Annotated in this window: 14 protein-coding genes and 2 tRNA genes; 13 read left to right on the top strand and 3 right to left on the bottom strand. The window is 68.2% G+C overall.

Annotated elements, in window-relative coordinates; translation table 11 throughout:
- Positions 1-17: 17 nt before the first annotated feature.
- The 6 genes from gyrA to C6N31_RS06655 all read left to right on the top strand — a co-directional run bounded on the left by gyrA (position 18) and on the right by C6N31_RS06655 (position 7,187).
- Complete coding sequence (gyrA, locus tag C6N31_RS06630; protein ID WP_138351183.1) at positions 18-2,603, top strand: DNA gyrase subunit A; 2,586 nt, start codon at positions 18-20, stop codon at positions 2,601-2,603.
- A 3-nt stretch (positions 2,604-2,606) separates the two neighbouring features.
- The gene (locus C6N31_RS06635; protein ID WP_138351184.1) at positions 2,607-3,314 is read left to right on the top strand and encodes a DUF3566 domain-containing protein; all 708 of its coding nucleotides are present in this window, start codon (positions 2,607-2,609) and stop codon (positions 3,312-3,314) included.
- A gap of 62 nt (positions 3,315-3,376) precedes the next feature.
- A tRNA-Ile gene (locus tag C6N31_RS06640) sits at positions 3,377-3,450 on the top strand.
- A 180-nt stretch (positions 3,451-3,630) separates the two neighbouring features.
- Positions 3,631-3,771, top strand: coding sequence for a DLW-39 family protein (locus C6N31_RS43605; protein ID WP_018559211.1), 141 nt, complete (start codon positions 3,631-3,633; stop codon positions 3,769-3,771).
- A gap of 186 nt (positions 3,772-3,957) precedes the next feature.
- Positions 3,958-5,868 carry a vWA domain-containing protein gene (locus tag C6N31_RS06650; RefSeq protein WP_198357240.1) on the top strand — a complete coding sequence of 637 codons (1,911 nt, stop codon included), beginning with the start codon at positions 3,958-3,960 and terminating at the stop codon, positions 5,866-5,868.
- On the top strand, positions 5,868-7,187 hold the full coding sequence (locus C6N31_RS06655; protein ID WP_138351186.1) for a hypothetical protein: 1,320 nt from the start codon (positions 5,868-5,870) through the stop codon (positions 7,185-7,187). Before C6N31_RS06650 ends, C6N31_RS06655 begins: the two co-directional genes overlap by 1 nt.
- 6 nt (positions 7,188-7,193) lie before the next feature.
- Here C6N31_RS06655 and C6N31_RS06660 read toward each other — a convergent pair whose 3' ends face one another.
- Both C6N31_RS06660 and C6N31_RS06665 read right to left on the bottom strand, forming a co-directional pair.
- On the bottom strand, positions 7,194-8,495 hold the full coding sequence (locus tag C6N31_RS06660) for a serine/threonine protein kinase (RefSeq protein ID WP_198357241.1): 1,302 nt from the start codon (positions 8,493-8,495) through the stop codon (positions 7,194-7,196).
- Between the two features lie 29 nt (positions 8,496-8,524).
- Positions 8,525-9,076, bottom strand: a complete 552-nt coding sequence (locus tag C6N31_RS06665; RefSeq protein ID WP_138351188.1) for a helix-turn-helix domain-containing protein — start codon at positions 9,074-9,076, stop codon at positions 8,525-8,527.
- Positions 9,077-9,176: 100 nt separating this feature from the next.
- Between C6N31_RS06665 and C6N31_RS06670 the strand changes: the two genes are divergently transcribed.
- The 3 genes from C6N31_RS06670 to C6N31_RS06680 all read left to right on the top strand — a co-directional run bounded on the left by C6N31_RS06670 (position 9,177) and on the right by C6N31_RS06680 (position 12,900).
- Positions 9,177-9,249, top strand: a tRNA-Ala gene (locus C6N31_RS06670).
- 373 nt (positions 9,250-9,622) lie between these two features.
- Positions 9,623-11,245, top strand: coding sequence for an ATP-dependent nuclease (locus tag C6N31_RS06675; protein WP_198357242.1), 1,623 nt, complete (start codon positions 9,623-9,625; stop codon positions 11,243-11,245).
- Positions 11,242-12,900 (top strand): UvrD-helicase domain-containing protein, encoded by a 1,659-nt coding sequence (locus C6N31_RS06680; protein ID WP_198357243.1) that lies wholly within the window; start codon positions 11,242-11,244, stop codon positions 12,898-12,900. Before C6N31_RS06675 ends, C6N31_RS06680 begins: the two co-directional genes overlap by 4 nt.
- A 150-nt stretch (positions 12,901-13,050) precedes the next feature.
- Here C6N31_RS06680 and C6N31_RS06685 read toward each other — a convergent pair whose 3' ends face one another.
- The gene (locus tag C6N31_RS06685) at positions 13,051-14,289 is read right to left on the bottom strand and encodes a tyrosine-type recombinase/integrase (RefSeq protein ID WP_198357244.1); all 1,239 of its coding nucleotides are present in this window, start codon (positions 14,287-14,289) and stop codon (positions 13,051-13,053) included.
- A 525-nt stretch (positions 14,290-14,814) separates the two neighbouring features.
- Here C6N31_RS06685 and C6N31_RS06690 point away from each other — a divergent pair.
- The 4 genes from C6N31_RS06690 to C6N31_RS06705 all read left to right on the top strand — a co-directional run bounded on the left by C6N31_RS06690 (position 14,815) and on the right by C6N31_RS06705 (position 19,173).
- Positions 14,815-15,036 (top strand): helix-turn-helix transcriptional regulator, encoded by a 222-nt coding sequence (locus tag C6N31_RS06690; protein WP_198357245.1) that lies wholly within the window; start codon positions 14,815-14,817, stop codon positions 15,034-15,036.
- Between the two features lie 137 nt (positions 15,037-15,173).
- Entirely contained in the window at positions 15,174-16,502 is a 1,329-nt protein-coding gene (locus C6N31_RS06695; RefSeq protein ID WP_438817410.1) for a DUF3631 domain-containing protein, read from the top strand.
- A 392-nt stretch (positions 16,503-16,894) separates the two neighbouring features.
- A complete protein-coding gene (locus C6N31_RS45875; RefSeq protein ID WP_198357246.1) occupies positions 16,895-17,464 on the top strand; it encodes a MobC family plasmid mobilization relaxosome protein in 570 nt (189 codons plus the stop codon).
- Positions 17,465-17,469: 5 nt separating this feature from the next.
- The gene (locus C6N31_RS06705; RefSeq protein WP_198357247.1) at positions 17,470-19,173 is read left to right on the top strand and encodes a relaxase/mobilization nuclease domain-containing protein; all 1,704 of its coding nucleotides are present in this window, start codon (positions 17,470-17,472) and stop codon (positions 19,171-19,173) included.
- Positions 19,174-19,451: the final 278 nt, after the last annotated feature.

Below are 19,451 nucleotides of genomic sequence, written 5' to 3' on the forward strand. Positions count from 1 at the left end.
AAGGACTTTGACCAGCAATGGCCGACGAGAATCCCCCTGTGACGCCCGACGACGAGGCGGCCGTGCCCGCCGATGCCGAGATCTCCACCGTGCGCATCGAGCCGGTGGGCCTCGAAACGGAGATGCAGCGCAGCTACCTCGACTACGCGATGTCCGTCATCGTGTCGCGTGCGCTGCCCGACGTCCGTGACGGCCTCAAGCCGGTGCACCGCCGGGTGCTGTACGCGATGTACGACGGCGGCTACCGGCCCGAGAAGGGCTTCTACAAGTGCGCCCGTGTCGTCGGTGACGTCATGGGTACGTACCACCCGCACGGCGACTCCTCGATCTACGACGCCCTGGTCCGCCTCGCCCAGCACTGGTCGATGCGCATGCCGCTCGTGGACTCCAACGGCAACTTCGGTTCCCCGGGCAACGACCCGGCCGCCGCCATGCGGTACACCGAGTGCAAGATGATGCCGCTGTCGATGGAGATGGTCCGCGACATTGACGAGGACACCGTCAATTTCCAGGACAACTACGACGGCCGTAACCAGGAGCCGACCGTCCTCCCGGCGCGCTTCCCGAACCTGCTGGTCAACGGCTCCGCGGGCATCGCGGTCGGCATGGCCACCAACATCCCGCCGCACAACCTCCGCGAGGTCGCGGCCGGTGCGCAGTGGTACCTGGAGAACCCCGAGGCCTCGCACGAGGAGCTGCTGGACGCGCTCCTGGAGCGGATCAAGGGCCCGGACTTCCCGACCGGCGCGCTGGTCGTGGGCCGCAGCGGCATCGAGGACGCGTACCGCACGGGCCGCGGCTCGATCACGATGCGCGCCATCGTCAATGTCGAGGAGATCCAGGGCCGCCAGTGCCTGGTGGTCACGGAGCTTCCGTACCAGGTCAACCCGGACAACCTCGCGCAGAAGATCGCCGACCTGGTGAAGGACGGCAAGGTCGCCGGCATCGCCGACGTCCGCGACGAGACGAGCTCGCGCACCGGGCAGCGCCTGGTCGTGGTGCTCAAGCGCGACGCGGTCGCCAAGGTCGTGCTGAACAACCTGTACAAGCACACCGACCTGCAGACCAACTTCGGCGCGAACATGCTGGCGCTGGTCGACGGCGTGCCGCGCACCCTGTCGATCGACGCGTTCATCCGGCACTGGGTGACGCACCAGGTCGAGGTCATCGTCCGCCGTACGCGTTTCCGGCTGCGGAAGGCCGAGGAGCGGGCGCACATCCTGCGCGGTCTGCTCAAGGCGCTGGACGCGATCGACGAGGTCATCGCGCTGATCCGGCGCAGCAACACGGTCGAGATCGCCCGTGAGGGCCTGATGGGCCTGCTGTCGATCGACGAGATCCAGGCCAACGCGATCCTGGAGATGCAGCTGCGGCGCCTCGCGGCCCTGGAGCGGCAGAAGATCGTCGCGGAGCACGACGAGCTGCAGGCCAAGATCAACGAGTACAACGCGATCCTGGCCTCGCCCGAGCGGCAGCGGCAGATCATCAGCGAGGAGCTGGCGGTCATCGTCGACAAGTTCGGCGACGACCGGCGCAGCAAGCTGATCCCCTTCGACGGTGACATGTCCATCGAGGACCTGATCGCCGAAGAGGACATCGTCGTCACGATCACGCACGGCGGTTACGTCAAGCGCACCAAGACCGAGGACTACCGGTCGCAGAAGCGCGGCGGCAAGGGCGTACGCGGCGCGAAGCTGAAGCAGGACGACATCGTCGACCACTTCTTCGTCTCCACCACGCACCACTGGCTGCTGTTCTTCACCAACAAGGGCCGCGTCTACCGGGCGAAGGCGTACGAGCTGCCGGACGCCGGGCGGGACGCCCGCGGCCAGCACGTCGCGAACCTGCTGGCGTTCCAGCCGGACGAGAAGATCGCCCAGATCCTCGCGATCCGGGACTACGCGGCCGTGCCGTACCTGGTGCTCGCCACCAAGGCGGGCCTGGTCAAGAAGACCGCGCTCAAGGACTACGACTCCCCGCGGGCCGGCGGCGTCATCGCCATCAACCTGCGCGAGGCCGCGGACGGTTCGGACGACGAGCTGATCGGTGCCGAGCTGGTGTCGGCGGAGGACGATCTGCTGCTGGTGAGCCGCAAGGCCCAGTGCATCCGGTTCACCGCGACGGACGACGCGCTGCGCCCGATGGGCCGTGCCACGTCGGGCGTGAAGGGCATGAGTTTCCGAGAGGGCGACGAACTGCTCTCGATGAATGTGGTCCGGCCGGGTACGTTCGTCTTCACCGCCACGGACGGCGGGTACGCCAAGCGCACCAAGGTGGACGAATACCGCGTCCAGGGGCGTGGCGGACTCGGTATCAAGGCGGCGAAGATCGTCGAGGACCGCGGTTCCCTCGTCGGGGCGCTGGTGGTCGAGGAGACGGATGAGATCCTCGCCATCAGCCTCAGCGGTGGAGTGATTCGTACGCGGGTCAACGAGGTCAGGGAGACGGGCCGTGACACCATGGGCGTCCAACTGATCAACCTTGGCAAGCGGGATGCCGTCGTCGGTATCGCCCGCAATGCCGAGGCTGGGGCAGAGGCCGATGAGGTCGACGCCGAAGAGGCCGAGGGCGACCAGCCCGTGGCCGCTGAAATCGAGGAGTAGGCCGTGAGTGGAGCCACGGGCGCCGCTGCTGGTGGGACGACAGGCCCGGACCGGCCGCAGGCGGCCGCCCAGGCCGGTGCCGGCGGTGCCCCTGGCTCCTCCACGGACAGCGGCCCGCATCAGGGGGGATCCACCGTGACCGACACACGTCCGCCGCACCATGCGGGCCCGCTTCAAACGTATGGCGCGGGGGTGCCCGGTGCGCCGGAGCAGCCTCCGCACCAGCCCGCGCAGGCGTACGCGCCGCCGGCCGCTCAGGGGGCCGGCGTGGGGGCGCCGGCCGCCGCGGGCGTCCGCAGGCCGCGTCCCGCCGCCCGTACCGTCCCGCGGACGCGCAAGGCGCGGCTGCGGGTCGCCAGGGCCGACCCCTGGTCGGTGATGAAGGTCAGTTTCCTGCTCTCCATCGCGCTGGGCATCTGCACGATCGTGGCCGTGGCGGTGCTGTGGATGGTGCTGGACGCGATCGGCGTCTTCAGCACCGTCGGCAGCACGATCAGCGACGCGACGACGGCGGAGGGCGGTGGCAGTGGCAGCGGTGGTTTCGACCTGGTGTCCTTCCTGTCGCTGTCCCGCGTCCTGGTCATCACCACGGTCATCGCGGTGATCGATGTGGTCCTCGCGACGGCGCTGGCCACCCTCGGTGCCTTCATCTACAACATGTCCGCGGGCTTCGTCGGGGGCGTCGAGCTGACCCTCGCCGAGGACGAGTAGCCGGGCGCCGGATTCCGATTTTGGGACATGGCCTGTGGTGCGCTAATCTTTCGTTGCAGCGCGGGCCTATAGCTCAGACGGTTAGAGCGCTTCCCTGATAAGGAAGAGGCCACAGGTTCAAGTCCTGTTAGGCCCACCGCGTTGAACGGCCCGTACGGATCCTGATCCGTACGGGCCGTTTGCTGTCTCCGGCGGGCTGTCCGGCTGCTGTCCGGTACGGCAGTTGGAGCGGGTGCAGGTCACCGTTCGGTATCGGCCGGTGTGTATAGTCGGGCGCGTCAGGGCTCTCCCAATCCAAGAAGGACGAGGTCGCGCGGTGAAGAAGTTTCTCCTGGTGGCACTGGCCGCCATCGGCGGGCTCCTCGTGTACCGCCAGATCCAGGCGGACCGCGCCGAGCAGGATCTGTGGACGGAAGCGACCGACTCCGTACCGGCAGGTTCCGGCGCGAGCGTCTGAGACGCCGAAGTGCTCCGAGGCCCCGACCGCACAGCGGTCGGGGCCTCTTGCTGTGCCGGCCGCCCGCTCCGTGAGGGGTCGCCCGCTGTTGCGGGACCGTGACGGGAAACATCTTGAGTTTGCTCACGCAAATCAATACCTTCGCGGTAGCAAACAAAGCCGGGTCCGGTCGAGGGGGAGCACAGCATGCAACGACCACAGTGGCGCGTGGCTGCCGGGGCGGTGAGCGGCGGACTGCTGATCTCCGTCCTCGCGGTGCTCGGCGGGCCGGCGGCCGCGCAGGCCGCCGTACCGGCCGCGGACGACAGCCTGATCATGGTGTTGGACTCGTCCGGATCGATGGCGGGGCCCGACGGCTCGGGCGGCACCCGGATCGAGTCGGCCCGCAAGGCCGTCAACACCGTCGTGGACACCCTGCCGGACGGTCACAGGACCGGGCTGCGGGTCTACGGCGCCGGAAAGCCGCACGGCTGCGACGACACCCAGCTCGCCGAGCCCGTCGTCCCGCTGGACCGGGACGCGATGAAGCGGGCCGTGGCGGCCGTCCAGCCCAAGGGGGACACCCCGACCGCCCTGGCGCTGACCCGGGCCGCGGGCGACCTGCCCAAGGACGGCCGGCGCACGATCCTGCTGATCTCCGACGGCGAGTCCAACTGCGGGGCGCCCAAGCCCTGCGAGGTGGCGGCCCAGCTGGCCGGGGACGGGATCGGTCTGCGGATCGACACCATCGGCTTCCAGGTGAAGGGCGCCGCCCGCGAGGAGCTGGAGTGCGTCGCCCGGGCCGGACATGGCGCCTACTACGACGCCCCCGACGCCGCGGCGCTCGCCCGGCAGCTGGTGCGCGCGTCCCAGCTCAGCGCCGACGCGTACCGCTTCGACGGCACCCGCATCACGGGCGGCGCGACGGCGGCGCGGGCGGCCGCCATCGCGCCGGGGCAGTACCTGGACACCATCGGGCCGGGAGAGACCCGCTGGTACGCGGCAGGCCTGGACGCCACCGCCACCGCGGACCTCGCGGTGACCGCGGTTCCGCAACCGGGCGTGAAGGTCGGCTACGGCGACGGCATCGAGCTGAAGGCGGCGTCGGCCGGCCAGTACGCGTTCACCTGCGACACCGGATCCGCGCACTTCGGGCAGGACGAGGGCGCGATGATCGTCACGGCGGCGGTGAGCCGGGTGCCCACCGCCAAGGGCGACGGCAGCTGCGACAAGGCCGGCCAGTACCTGCTCTCGGTGCACCGGACGAGCGCCCCGGCCTCCGACCAGGGCCGGTGGCCGATCGAGATCCGGTACGGGAGCGAGGCACCGCTCAAGGCCGGGACCACGCCCGCGGCCGCCGAGACCGAGTACGGCGACAAGCCCGCGCCGCTCGCCGGCGACCCGAAGGACATCACGGGCGGCACCGGCTTCAACGACGCGGCCGCGCTCACCAAGGGCGTCTGGCGCGACAAGCTGCTGCCCGCGCAGACGCGCTTCTACAAGGTGCGGCTGGGCTGGGGACAACAGCTCAGCTATGCGGCCGAGTTCGCCAACGAACCGGTGCTGGACGACGCGTCCGCGGCCTCCGTCTGGAGCTACGTCGAGACGGGGACGTACGGGCCGGGCCGGCAGCCGGTGCGCGACGCCTCCGGCGGCGACGACCACCGCAGCTACACCGGCAAACCCCTGTCCGTGGGGCTCGGGACGGTGCCGGTGACCTGGACCAACCGCTGGGTCGTCGGCGGCTCGGCCGCCGCGGTGCACAGCGCCGGGGACTACTACATCGCCGTGTCGCTCGGCCCGAAGGCCGCGCGGCTGGCGAGGAACGCGGCGGTCGGCGTCGTCCTGCGGGTCAATGTGACGGGCGACGAACTGGCCGGGCCGCAGTACCAGGCACCGGCGCTGGCCAAGGGCCAGGCCAAGGACGATGCCGCAGCTTCCGACAAGGGCGGCGATTCGGCCGCGGGCCGCGACAGCGGCGGCTCGGACGGGGGAGGATTCATGACCGGATTCATGACCGGCAAGGACATGATCGCGGCAGCAGCGGGCGGGGCGGTCGCGCTCGCGGCCGTCGGCGGGGTGGCGCTGGTGCGCCGGACGAAGAGGGGCGGAGCGTAATGCGCGGACGCGGACTGTGGGTGGCGGTGGCGGTGGCCGGCGTGACGCTCGCCGGGCTGCAGGGCACGGCACTGGCGGACGCCGCCGTGCCCGTGTGGCAGCCGCAGGGCACGGCGGTGAAGGGCGCGGCCACGACGGCCGAGGCCCAGGCGCTCACCCCGGGCGGCACCTACAAGGACACCCTCAAGGTGGGTGACACCAAGTACTACGGCGTGGACCTGGACGCGAAGTCCTCGGCGTACCTGTCGGCGTTCGCCATTCCGAAGCCGGGCGCCAAGGTCGCCTACGGCGACGGCATCGACCTCAAGCTGCAGAGCGCCGACGGCACCGACTGCGACAGTTTCGACGCGCACTTCGACAACGACGGGGCTGCGCGGCCGGTCGGCGGCTACACGGCGCGGACCATCGAGAAGGACGGGCGGTGCCAGGAGGCCAACCGCTACACCCTGGAGATCAAGCGGGAGAGCGCCGGGACGTCGGACCCGGCCGAGTGGCCCGTCGAGATCCGTTTCATGTCGGAGCCGGCCCTCAAGGCCGACGCCAAGCCCGCGCCCGCCTCCAGCGCCACGGAGGCGTCTCCGACGCCGGTGACCGGTACCCCCAAGCCGGCGCAGGGCGGCACGAGCTTCGACAATGCGGCGGCCATCAAGAGCGGCATCTGGAACGACAAGGTGCTGCCCGGCGAGACCCGCTTCTACAAGGTGCCGGTGGACTGGGGCCAGCACGCGGTGCTCTTCGCCGACTTCGCGAACGCGCCCGCGGCCAAGGAGAACGGCTTCCAGAGCGCCGGAGTGCGGGTCGACGCGTACAACCCCGCCCGCGGCCACATCGACGACGACACGGAGTCCTACGCCGGCAAGCAGACGTCGATCACCGGCCAGACCGTACCGGTCTCGTACGCCAACCGGTTCGAGAGCGGCAGCAAGGTCTCGGCCACCCGGTTCGCCGGCTGGTACTACTTCGCGGTCAGCGTGCACCCGGGCGTCAAGGACGCCGTGAACGGGCCGATCGGCGTCACCCTGCGGCTGGACGTCAAGGGCGCGGTGGCCCCTTCGCCGGGGTACGACGGGGACGCGGCCAAGGCCGGGTTCGGCATCGGCGGGGACGACCTGGCGAAGGCCGACGGGACGGCGACGGGTGGCGGTTCGAGCTCCTCCACGATGCGGCTGGTGGCGTTCGCGGCGCTCGGGGCGGGCACGGTGCTTCTGCTGAGTCTGGCGGTGTGGGTGGTGGCGGCGCGGCGGCGGCCGCGCGTTGCGGCTGCGGCTCAGTCGCCGCAGCCGCCGCAGTCGGGGTACGGGCCGCCGCCTGCTTGGTAGCTGAACTCAGGCCGCTGTCAGCGCCCAGATGCCGACCGCGAAGCAGAGCGCGGCGACGATGAGGATCGGGATCACCAGCTTTGCCGGTGGTCCCGGTCGGCGTGTCTGCGGAACCGGGTGCAAAGCGGCGGGCGGGGTGGGGTGTGCTGCCGCTGTGTACGGGCGGGTGGGCTCCGGTAGCTGGGGTGCGCCTGTGGGGGCCTCTGCTGGGGGCTGGGACAGGCCGTCTGTGTGGGGCTGGGTCTGGGGTGCTACTGCCGTCGTGTACGGGTTGTGGACGGGGGGCGGCGGGGTCTGGGTTCCGGTTTGCGGGTAGCCGTACGCGGACGGTTGCTGCGGTGCGTACTCCGGGGACGGGGCCGGTGGGGTCTGGGGGGCCGGGAGGTGGAAGCTGCTGGTTTCCTCGGGGCGTGCCCGACGCCGCTTCCGGTGCGGGCCCTGGGCGTCGAAGCCCTCGGGCAGCGGGCCGATCTGGTCGAAGACCTCGACCGGCTCGTCGTCCAGGCCGGGTACCGACAGGAGTTCGACCGCGGCGGAGAGCGCCTTGCGGGCGCCGGTGGCGGTGCGGAAGCGGGCGTCCGGGTCGGGTTGCAGCAGATTGCCGATGACCTGCCACATCGGCTCGGGCACACCCTGCGGGGCGCGCGGGACGCCCTCGTTCAGGTAGCGCTCGTAGATCGCCTGGGCGTCCGGCTTCTGCCCGCTGAGCAGGTAGAGAGCGACCAGGCCGACCGCGTACAGATCGGCCGGGAAGTCCGGTTCCGCGCCCATCATCTGCTCGGGCGCGAAGTATCCCGGGGTGCCGACGACGTAGTTGACCTCGGTCAGCCGCGGCTCGCCCTTGCGCATGGCGATGCCGAAGTCCGACAGCCGCAGGTGCGGCTGTCCGGTGCCGGTGGCCTCCAGCAGGATGTTGGCGGGCTTGATGTCCCGGTGCACGACGCCTTCGGCGTGGACGGCCGTCAGCCCGGAGAGCAGCTGGTCGAGCAGGGCGCACACGAAGTGCGGGGGCAGCGGCCCGTAGTCGCCGATCAGGTGCGAGAGCGATCCGCCCCGGACCAGGTCCATGGTGAACAGGACCTTGTCGTCGTCGGCGGCCCAACTGGCGGGTGCCAGGACGTGCGGATGGTCGATCCGCATCGCCTGCTCGCGGACGAAGCGCAGCAGGGCGTGCGCGTCGCTCTGCTGGAGCACCTTCGCCGCCACATAGCGTCCCCGCCGGTGGTCCCAGGAGCGCCAGACCGCGCCCGAGCCGCCGCGTCCGATCGGGTCGACCAGCTCGTACCGGCCTGCGAAGACCTCACCCATGGTCTGCGACCCGCCCCCTGCTATTCCGGTCAGCCCTGGTGCGCCTCGTAGTGGGCGATCGCTTCCGCGGTCCGCCCGGCGCCGTACACATGGAGGAACTCTGCCAGTTGTGGATGGCTGGAGGCGAGGGTGTTCGCCGCTTCCGCAATCTCCTCGGCGGACGCGACGGCCCGCAGCAGCGACTGGATGTCCCGTACGACATGCCGGGCGGCGCCGGCGGCGGAGCCCGAGGAGGAGCTGTGGGTGGTGCCGGTGAGGACGGAGGAGCCGGACGACTGCCGGATGTCGTCCATCCGCGAGGTCGCCTCGGAGGACGTGACGCTGCCGTCCGCGACATGCCCGGCGAGATCCTGGAGTGCCTGCAGCCGCTGGACGACGGCCGGGTTGCCGATCTTCGCGCGCTGACCGCTCATCAGCTGCGAGAGCATCGGTGCTGAGAGCCCCAGCACGCCCGCCAGCCGCGCCTGGTTCAGCCCGAGATCGCCGATGAGGCGGCGGAAGAGGTCGCCCAGCGGTTCGCCGTACCAATTGCGCTGCAGCTCCTGCGCGCGGCTGGCGGCGTCGTGCGGAGAGGGGTCCATACGCACTCCTGTTTGCGGCCGTGAATCCTGCAAAGCATCCTACGGACCGGGATACTGGGTCGGGGTCGCGTCCCGGAACAGGTACGCTGTTCTGCGAAGAGGGGCCTTAGCTCAGTTGGTAGAGCGCTGCCTTTGCAAGGCAGATGTCAGGAGTTCGAATCTCCTAGGCTCCACAGCGTTTGTGCACGTCAGCGTCCCCCTCGCCCGACCGGGCGAGGGGGACGCTGACGTCTGGCACGTATATGGCACACGTCGTGGACTGCGGCTTGCTCGAAGGTGGTCAGTTGGGCCACCGACCTCACTGCAACGACTGTCGCTTGGGTTCTCTGACGAGTGAAGAGCGGCCCCGGGGTATCAAGGGACGCTGCGGTTCAAGCGTCGGATGAGCTGTCGGATCGGCGAACCCCAAAATTCGACACCCGGAATATCGTATGAGGGATAGTCTGTCCATGTGATCAACGGCACAGTCGTAGCCCAGTCAGTCCATCCTGAAGCCGGCGCGGCCGACCACGGAACGTCATTGCGGATATGGACGGGGCGGGGACTGTGAGACTCAGGCGCCTCAAGATCGCTAACTACGCTCGCCTGCAGGATCTGGATATCGAGGTCCGCAAGCACCTCGTGGTTGTCGGCGCGAACGACGTTGGCAAGACGTCGCTCCTTCGTCTGCTCAATCTCACCCTCAGCGCCACGTTTGGGCAGCTGTACCAGAACCTCTCCCGCACCGACCTCCGGGACCAGGGGCAGCCGCTCATCGTTGAGGCCGTACTGATCGACTTCTCGGATTCCGAGCGCTCACTCTTCTACCGTGAGATCGACATCGATTCGGTCACTGCCAAAGAGTCTCTGACCATGCGTCTGGAGGTCTCGTCATCAGAAGACGACGCAGAAGCCGTCGTCATCCAGAGAGTCTTGACCGGGACTGCCGACCGCCGAGCTCCAACCCGTGACCAGCTCAGCGCGCTTGGCTGGCGTTACCTGCCGGCCACCCGCGGTGCTGGCAACGCTCAACTCGGAGGCCCGAACAGTGCCCTGCGACTGCTGCTGGACGGCATTGATATGGGCGCCGAAAGGACAGACCTAGCAGGGATCCTTGGCGACTTCAACGACAAACTCCACACAAGCCAGCATCTGACTGAGCTTCGCGAGAAGATCGCTGAGCATCTCGCCAAGTCCATGCCGCGCCCAATTGCCAGCACGGACCTGGCCGTCCGCACCGCAGCGGATCCGGCAGCCTCAGTACTGGATAGCGTCTCGATGTTCTTCCAGAGAGACGGCCAGTACGTGCCGATTGCCGAGCAGTCGGACGGCCTCCGCCAACTGATGGCGCTCACTTTGTTCGACCTTGCCGAGAACAACGCGAACATTATTGCCGTTGATGAGCCCGAACTCCATCTCCACCCTGCCAGCCAGCGGACTGTCGCTGAGCTATTCTCCGAGGCAGGAAATCAGAAGATCATCTGTACTCACTCGCCCTACATATTGCAACGGTTCGAGCCGTCCCAGGTCCTGGTTATCGCGCCCGGCGGCGATGTCCACCAGATCCCGGAGAGCAAGCGCAGCGCAGTGGAAAAACTGCGCTCCCAATGGTGGTCTTCTCGCCTCCTCGAAGCACTGACGGCCCGCTACGTCATCGCGGTTGAGGGAGTCGCCGATCGCATCATCGTTGAGGCTGCAGCCAAGGCACTCGACGTTGGGCTCGACCGGATCGGCGCCGTCGTCTTCGAGCTGGACGGGGCCGACAAGTTCCGACACGTCTATAAGATGCTCGGCAAGGACGGCTTCGGCGTTCACATCCTTGGTCTTGTGGACAAGGCGGAGGAAGGCATCTTCACCTCCGCTATTGGAGGCAACTCGAAGCACGTGATTGGAACGCATGTCTGGTCCAGCGATCGGGATCTGGAGGATGAGTATTGTAAGGCGCTGACTGGTCCCGTCGCCGGCCAAATCCTCATTGATGCTGGTGTATGCCGACGTGAGGGTCTTCTTCAGGCGTGTGGTGTCAGCGACGAGAAAGACCTGACCGCCACGGCAGTCGCGGAATTCTGCCGCAGGAACAAGACCGATGCTGCAACGGCCGTGGCGGCATCGATGACACACGAAATGGCAGCAGCGATCACAAGTGTTGCTGGCATCCTCACTATGGCCAAAGAACTGGCGCGAGGATGATCCCTGAGATCTACACCGACCCGGCCCAGAGCCCCGCCGCCAACCTCCTTGCCATAGCACCGCCGGGATGCGGGAAGACCGAACTGCTTGCCCGGCGTGCTGTCCACCAGATTGGCCAACTGCAACCGCACCAGCAGATCCTCGCTCTCACATTCTCCAACCGGGCGACGCGGAACTTGCGTGAGCGGCTGCTCAGCGCGCTCGGCCCCCAACGATTCCGACGATACGTTCGGGTCACCAATTTCCATGGTCATGCTGCCGAAGTAATCCGCGCGCACGGCCGCACCATCGGCCTCGATCCCAACGTTCCGATGCCTGGTCGCTCCACACTGACTGCAGCTATCTCCGCCTATACAGATGGCCTACCCATCGGACCGGCTATCGAGTGCAAGAGCGCTATCGAGACAGCTCTGTCCGAGGCGAAGCGGAGCACTTACGATGACGATCAGGTGCGCGAAGCACTCGCTGCGAGTGGCAATGTCTTCGCCCAGGAGATCGAAGCCGAACGCCGTAGTCAGGGCGTCCTCCACTTCGACGACCTGCTCAGGCACGCACAGCGCCTGCTCAATATCAAGGAAGTAGCCCGCCTCTATCAACTGCACTACGGCGCCATGCTCGTCGATGAGTTCCAAGATCTTTCGCCCCAGCAATTGGATATCGCTCTTGCGAGCAGCTCGGACAACCGAACGTTTGTAGGCGACCCCTTGCAGGGGATCTACAGCTGGGCTGGCGCCCGACCTCTGGAAGTAGAGAAGAAACTTCGGGAGGTTTGTGGTGAACCGCATCGACTCGCGATCTCCTACAGGTCATCGCCAGCCGTGCTTGCAGTCGTGAACAAGGTGGCGGCGACCTTGAACGGCGAGTCGCTGGGTGCTGCTCAGCCGGATGCCTGGCCACTGGGTGGGGCTGCGGCCTCTGCTGTCTTCAGCACTGGGGTGGAGGAGGCTCAGTGGATCGTGAACATGGCAACGGCCATTGTGGCATCGAATCCTGAGGCGACCATTGGCGTTATTACTAGGGCCGGTTGGCGGCGAGGGCCGGTCGACTCGGCCTTCGCAGACGCTGTGCATCTGGCACATCAGCGTTGGGACCTCGCGATTGAGGACAGCGGGATGGTGCAACGCCTGGTCAATGCCATTGCTCGGTTGCCACGAAAAACTGACATGGACACGGTGCGGCGGGTCGTTCTTGCAGACATCAACGCGAGTGACATCGAGACCATGGAGCAGGCGTTGAACGCACTCGCAGAGTTCGAGGGTCTCATCAAGCCGACGGGATCGCCAGCCGACGCTGCAGAGCAACTTCGCGTAGTTGATCGCGAGAACGCTATTGAGCCGGGGGTCCACCTGCTGAACGCCCATACAGGGAAGGGACAGCAATTCGACTGGGTCTTCATCCCCGGATTCGAAGACTTCCATATCCCGGGAGACCGGGCCGTCACCAGAGAACAGCTGGAGGAGGAAATGCGTGTCGTCCTCGTCATGATCTCCAGGGCTAGGCACGGGGTCGTTGTTACCAGTGCGAACTCCCTTGTTTCTAAAGCCGGTAACCCGTATCGAACTAAGGAAAGTCGCTGGTGGTCTGCAGTTGCGGGGATCTGCCCGATGAGCGCTGAGGACCTTTCTCAGCACATCGCGATGCTGTCAGCCGCATGACGACAGGCTCGGGCTCTGGATAGCTGTAGAGCTCACGGGGCCCGGCCTGTCGTCATGCGGCTGATAGAGGCCCGTCTGTCGTAACCTCCCGCTTTTCAGAGGCCCTTCACCTATAGGTGAAGGGCCTCTGGTGACCTGTTGTGGACCCGGTTAGGCCGCAGTTTGCTCCAGGACGACCACGTCGGCCGCTGCCTCCCTGGCCTTCCGCTCCGCCTTTGCCGCTTTGGCCTTTGCCTTGGCGAGCACCCGGCTCCGGCGCTTGTGCATCTTCTTGGAGACCTCGTCGAGACGGTCGGGGAAGAGATGTCCGTACACATCGAGTGTCATGCTCGCGGACTTGTGCCCGAGCATGGTCTGCACGACGTTGACGTCCGCACCGCTGGCGATGGCCAGCGAGGCCGCCGTGTGCCGCAGCTTGTGCGGGGTGACGCCGAGGAGGCCCAACCCGGCTTCCTTGACGGATGGCCCGAAGATCCGTCGGCGGAAGTTGTTGCCGCGCAGCGGGCCGCCCTGCGGGGCGGTGAAGAGCAACTCCTCGGGGTCGCGGTTCTCGACGTAGGGCTTCAGCTCGTCGACGAGGAAGCGCGCCAGCGGCACCGAGCGCTTCTCATGGCTCTTGGGGGTGTCCAGGTACAGCTTGCCCTTGTCCTCGCCGTACGCCTCCGCGATGTGCGCCCGGCGCGAGTCCAAGTCGATCCGGCCGACCTTCAGCGCTGACGCTTCGCCCCACCGCAGACCGGTATAGGCCAGCAGCAGGATAAAGACCCGGTACTCGCCGGTGGCATCGGCGAGGGCTTCGACCTGCAGCTCGTTCAGGTAGACGTGGTCGGCGGGGAGAATCGTGGGGAGCGGCACCCCGGCTGCCGGGTTGAAGGCCATCCTGCGGGACTTGACGGCGAAGCCGAGCACCCGGCTCAGCACCACGTAGGTCTTCCTGACCGAGCGTGCCCCCTGCCGTCGGCCATTGGACGTTTTTCCGGCGGTGAGGTCCGCCAGCCAGGCGGCTATGTCGTCGAACTGGATGCGGTCCACAGGGGTGGAGCCCCACTTGGGGAGGACGTGGGTGTCCAGCGCGATCCGGTAGCGGGCGCGGCTGGAGCGCTTGAGATGGACCTGCGCCTCGAACCACGCCTCGGCGACCGAGCCGAAGGAAGCGCGTCCGGCGGCAGGGTCGCGGTAGGTTCCGTCGCCCAGCCGAGCCTCGACCTGGGCGCGGTGATCATCCGCCTTGGTCTTGAGGGCGAACACCTTCATCTTCGGCCGGCCGTCGGGGTCGTACCAGCGGACGCGCCAGCGGCCCGGCGGGGTGCGGCCCGCCAGTTTGGCCTTCGCCACGGCCTGGCCGAACTCGGCGTGGCCTGAACGGTCTTCGATCCATACCCGCGCCATTATGCGAGCCTCATGCGGTTAGTGGTCCTGGTGGTTTCCATGAGGGGTATCTATACCGTGGAATTCCGGTTTGGGTGAACTGGGATTCCACGATATAGCTGCCAGGCCCGGGGGTTCGAAGGATCGCGGAGATGGTGCCGGAGGAATGTGATATGTTCCCGCTCCGCTCGCCCATCAAAATGGTTCTGGCGGCCTTCCGGCGTGTGATGAATGATGCTGCCCGGTCCACGGATGCCTGGGGCTTTTCGGAGTCGAGGCTGGTCAGGGTCTTGTCGCTCGGCCGGCACCCGGACGGTGAGGCAGCTCGGCGGGACAGGGGTTCGGGTCTCCCGGGGACGCCTCCGAGTAGAAGCAGGGCGAGCTCTTCGGGTGTCGGATGATTCGTTTCGACGGTTCGGTCCAGCGCTGTTTTTCCCCGCAAAAAGGGCGGCCGGACTTCTCCGCCATAATTCCGCTGGATGGCGCGGCCATCGTGTGGCTATGTTTGCCACGCCCACTGGTTAAGGCAGTTGAAAAGGGAGCACCATGTCGCCCGTTTCGCCCCGCATCGCCCCCGGGCAGGACCGCCGTTCGCTTGCCACGCCCCTGGAGGTGTCCACCTACCTGGGGATCCCGGTGGCCACGCTCTATCAGTGGAGGCATCGCGGCACCGGACCCAAGGTCCACAAGGTCGGCCGCCACCTGCGCTACCGCTGGCAGGAGGTGGAGGTATGGCTGGACACCCAGGCCATAGACCTCGCGGCCTGAACCCACCCCACGAACGCAATGCGGCCCCCAGCGCTACCAACGCCGAGGGCCGAGCGAACTCCCCAGAACCGAGCTGAACGATCAACCACGGAGGTGTCGGGCTGGCAGGCCCGGCGCCTCCGATCGAGGAGATACCCATGCAGCGTACGACCCCACCCACCGGGAGCGCATCCCCGAATACCGTCTGGCCACCGGCGGCGATACCTGGTCAGCCCGGCATGTACCGGGTCAGTGACCCGGTCATCGACGACGACGCAGCGGTAGTTGACCGGGTGACCGGAATCTCTGACCGGGTGACCGGAAGGAGTGACCGGCCGCCGGTCAGTGACCCCGGTCAGCCGACCGGACCGACCGAAGTGCTGGATACTCCGGTCACCGAGGGCGCGGGACTGCTGGACGAACTCTGCAAAGCCATCACCCGGTACGTGGTGATGCCGAGCCCGGAGGCACTGAACGCGACGACCTTGTGGGTGGCGGCCACCCACCTGCAATGCGCGTGGCAGCACGCCCCGCGCCTGGCGGTGGTCGCTCCGCTCAAGCAGTGCGGCAAGTCACGTCTCCTGGACCTCCTGTACGAATCCGTCCACGCCCCGTTTATCACGATCAACTCCACCCCGGCGGCGATCTTCCGCTCCATCACCGAGCAACCGCCGACCCTGCTGGTCGACGAGGCGGACACCCTGTTCGGCAGCGTGAAGGTGGCGGAGAAGAACGAGGAGATGCGCGGACTGCTCAACGCCGGGCACCAGCGCAACCGCCCCACCACCCGGGTCTCCGGGCCGGAGCACAAGCCGACGAAGTTCCTGACGTTCGCCATGGCGGCGCTGGCCGGGATCGGCGATCTGCCTGACACGATCATGGACCGCGCCATCGTCATCCGGATGCGCCGTCGGGCCGACGACGAGAAGATCCAGCCCTTCCGCTCCCGCCGGGACGTCCCGGCGCTGCACGAACTCCGCGACCGGATCGCCGCCTGGACCAGCACGGTGGTCGCGACCGCCGCTGAGATGGAACCGTCCCTGCCGGTGGAGGACCGAGCGGCGGACACCTGGGAGCCCCTGGTGATTGTGGCCGACCTCGCCGGAGGCCACTGGCCCGCGACAGCCCGCTCCGCCTGCCGGACCATGACCGCCTACGAGGCCGGACAGGACGCCGAGAACGGCCTCAAGACCCGCATCCTCGCCGACATCCGCGCCGTGTTCGCCCGATGCGGCAACCCCGACGTCCTGCGCACCGTGGACCTGATCTCAGGCCTGTGCGCCGACGCCGAGGCCCCCTGGTCCGAGTACGGAAACGGTGGTCTGAGCCCACGAGGGCTGCAGATCCTGCTCAAGGACTACGCCATCAACTCCATCACCGTCCGCTTCACCGATGGCCAGCGCAAAGGCTTCCGCCGCGCCGACTTCATCGATGCCTGGACCCGCTACTGCCCCCGACCCGACGCGCCCGCCCCCACCGGCCCGTAACCCGTAGCCACTCGTACCACTCGTCCCCGCGCAGGTCAGCGCGGGGACGAGTCTCTTCGCCGAAGAGGGTCAACCCGTACCGCGCCAGCTGCCGACGTCGCCGCCATGCTCCGGCCGAGGAGCACGTCGGAAGCGCGCCAAGAAGGGACAACCCGTACCAGCGGACGACTCGTACCGCGCTGACCAGGCATGCGACGGGTGGGACGAGTGGATGGCCAGGTCGCCCGGCACCCCATGCCTCCAGGAGAACCACGATGAGTAACCGCAACACCACTGCGCAGAGCCCCAAGTCCGGATGGTTCGACGGCATCCGACGGAGGAGGGGTGGAGGAGCAAGCTGGAGCGATCGAAACACCGTTGGTGTTTCGTCCGCGCATGCCTCCGCCCCGGGGGTGGCGGAGGAGGTCCGGCGCCAGGGGGCGCCGAACCAGGAGGAGCCTCAGCCCGACGCCCCGGACGCCGAGTCCGTCGTCGCAGCCTGCGAGCGCGTCGACGTCGAGCCCGACCCGTTCGTGCCCACCGGCCCGGTCCTTGACCGCGCTCCTTTGCCCGTCGTGGAGGACGCCAGCAAGCCCCTGCTGCCCTCGGGATACCGGCAGCGGGGAACGGCACCCCGCGACCAGGTCAAGAGCTCCCGCTACACCGCCGTTGAGTTCGCCGCCATCCAGGCCAGGGCGCGGGAGTGGAGCCTGAAGCCCGCGGGTTTCATTGCCGAGGCCGCCGTCCAGGCCGCCGCCGACGACACCGGCATGATCGCCGCTGATGACCGGGCCACCCGTGCTGTGGCGGAAGCCATCGCCCGGCTGACCCGGGAGCTGAACCGGATCGGCGTCAACCTCAACCAGATCGCCCACGCCTGTAACGCCGGGTCCTTCCCCGACCGAGCCGAGGCCGTCGTGGACGAGGTCGCCGCTGCCGTGGCACAGCTCCGGACGACCGCCACCGCATGGATCAAGGAGTAGACCCGATGGTTCCCGATGTCTCCACCGGCGGCTGCACCCGCGGGCTCCTCAACTACCTGTACGGTCCCGGGCGCAGGGACGAGCACACCGACGCGCACATCGTCGGCGCCTGGGCCATGACCGGAATCCCCGACCCCGGCCGCGACCGTGAGGCCACGTTGCCCGAACTGGCCGCCTACCTCGACCAACCGGTCAAGCTCCGCGCCCGCGAGATCGGCCGGACCCCGCCGAAGCACGTGTGGCATTGCCCTGTCCGTACCGCGCCCGGTGACCGCTACCTGACCGACGCCGAATGGGGCGAGGTGGCCCGCCGTATCGTCCACGCCACGGGCATCGCCCCCGACGGCGATGACCATGCGTGCCGATGGATCGCGGTCCGCCACGCGGAGGACCACATCCACATCGTGGCCACCACCGTCCGCGAGGACGGGCGCCGGCCCCGCAACAACCAGGACGGCGTCAAGGCGCAGGCAGCCTGCCGCAGCCTGGAGAAGCAGCTCGGCCTGCGGCAGCTGAAGCAGGGCGACTACACCGCACCGCGCACCCCCACGAGCGCCGAGCAGGCCAAGGCCCAGCGCCAGGGGCAGAGCGTCACCACCCGCGAGTGGCTGCGCGAGCAGGCGTACGCGGTGCTGGCCGCCTCCCGCGACGAAGCCGAGTACTTCACCGTGCTGGAATCGCTGGGCATCGAGGTCAAGCCCCGCATCGGCCCGCAGACCGGGGAGGTGATCGGCTACAGCCTGGCCGCCCCCGGCGACGTCAACGGCCAAGGCGAACCCATTTGGTACGGCGGATCGAAGGTCGCCCCCGACCTGTCGATCACTCGCCTGCGCGAACGCCTCGCCGCCCAGGAACCCGCCGACCGCCCCACCGACGGCACCCGCCCGGCCAGTCCGTGGCTCGAAGCCGAGACGATCCTGCGCCGCAGCCACACGGTCCTGGACAGCGACGACGACGCCGGAGCCCAGGCCCATCTCGCCGCCTTCGGCGAGCTCCTCCACACCACCGCCCAGACCGCACCCGCAGCCCACCGGGAGCAACTGCGAGCCGCCGCAACAGCCTTCAACCGGGCCAACCGCACCGCGCTGCGAGCCGACCACCAGCAGGCGACAGCCCTGCGCTCTGCAGCCAAAGCGATCCTGGCCCCCGCCAGCCCCGGCGATGGTGGTGCGGCCTTGGCCGCCCTGCTGTCCACGGCAGTCCTGATCGCCATAGCCGCCGCCCAATGGCACGACAAACGAGGCCAGCAGCAGCAGGCAGCCGCCGCCCAGCAGGCCATCACCCATCTGACGGCCGGCTACCAGCAGATGTCCGGACCGCTCCTCGCCGACCTCACCCAACGCGCGCCGCGCTCCGAGGCGACCCGCCGCTTCGAGGCCGACCTGCGCCGGGCCCTGCCCGACCACGCGGAGCGCATCCTGGCCGACCCCGCCTGGCCCGCCCTGACCACCACCCTCGCCCGCGCCGAAAGCGCCGGCCACACCCCCCGCCACCTGCTCACCCAAGCCGCCGCCCGGCGCGAACTCGACACCGCCGCTTCCCCCGCCGAGGTCCTCAACTGGCGCATTACCGGTGCTCCCAACAGGCGCCACCAGGCCGCTACAGCCCGCAGCGCCCACATCACCACCCCCAACCCCGCCAAAGCCCCCCTGCCCCCACTGACACCCCGCCAGTTGCCAGCAATCCGCAACTCGCGTCACGGCCGCTGACGGCCCACGGTCTGATGGGCACCCACCGAATCCGGAAGTGCCCCTCAGACCGTTTGCTGTCAGCGGTGATGACGCTCCCTGAAAGCGGCCACCCGGTACTCGGGGTGGGGGCAAACCTGCTCTGTGGATCTCCCCACCCATCGTGTGATCTTGCTCGGTGTGTCGGGATGACGTGATCTTGTCCGGGAGAGCCTGCGTGCGCACTGTTCGGCCTGTTCGGGGGCCTGATTGCTCACGCGGTATGAGGCTCCTGCGTGACCCAGACGCGGCCGATGAGT

This window comes from Streptomyces fildesensis, from assembly GCF_016107395.1.
GTDB classification, from domain to species: domain Bacteria; phylum Actinomycetota; class Actinomycetes; order Streptomycetales; family Streptomycetaceae; genus Actinacidiphila; species Actinacidiphila fildesensis.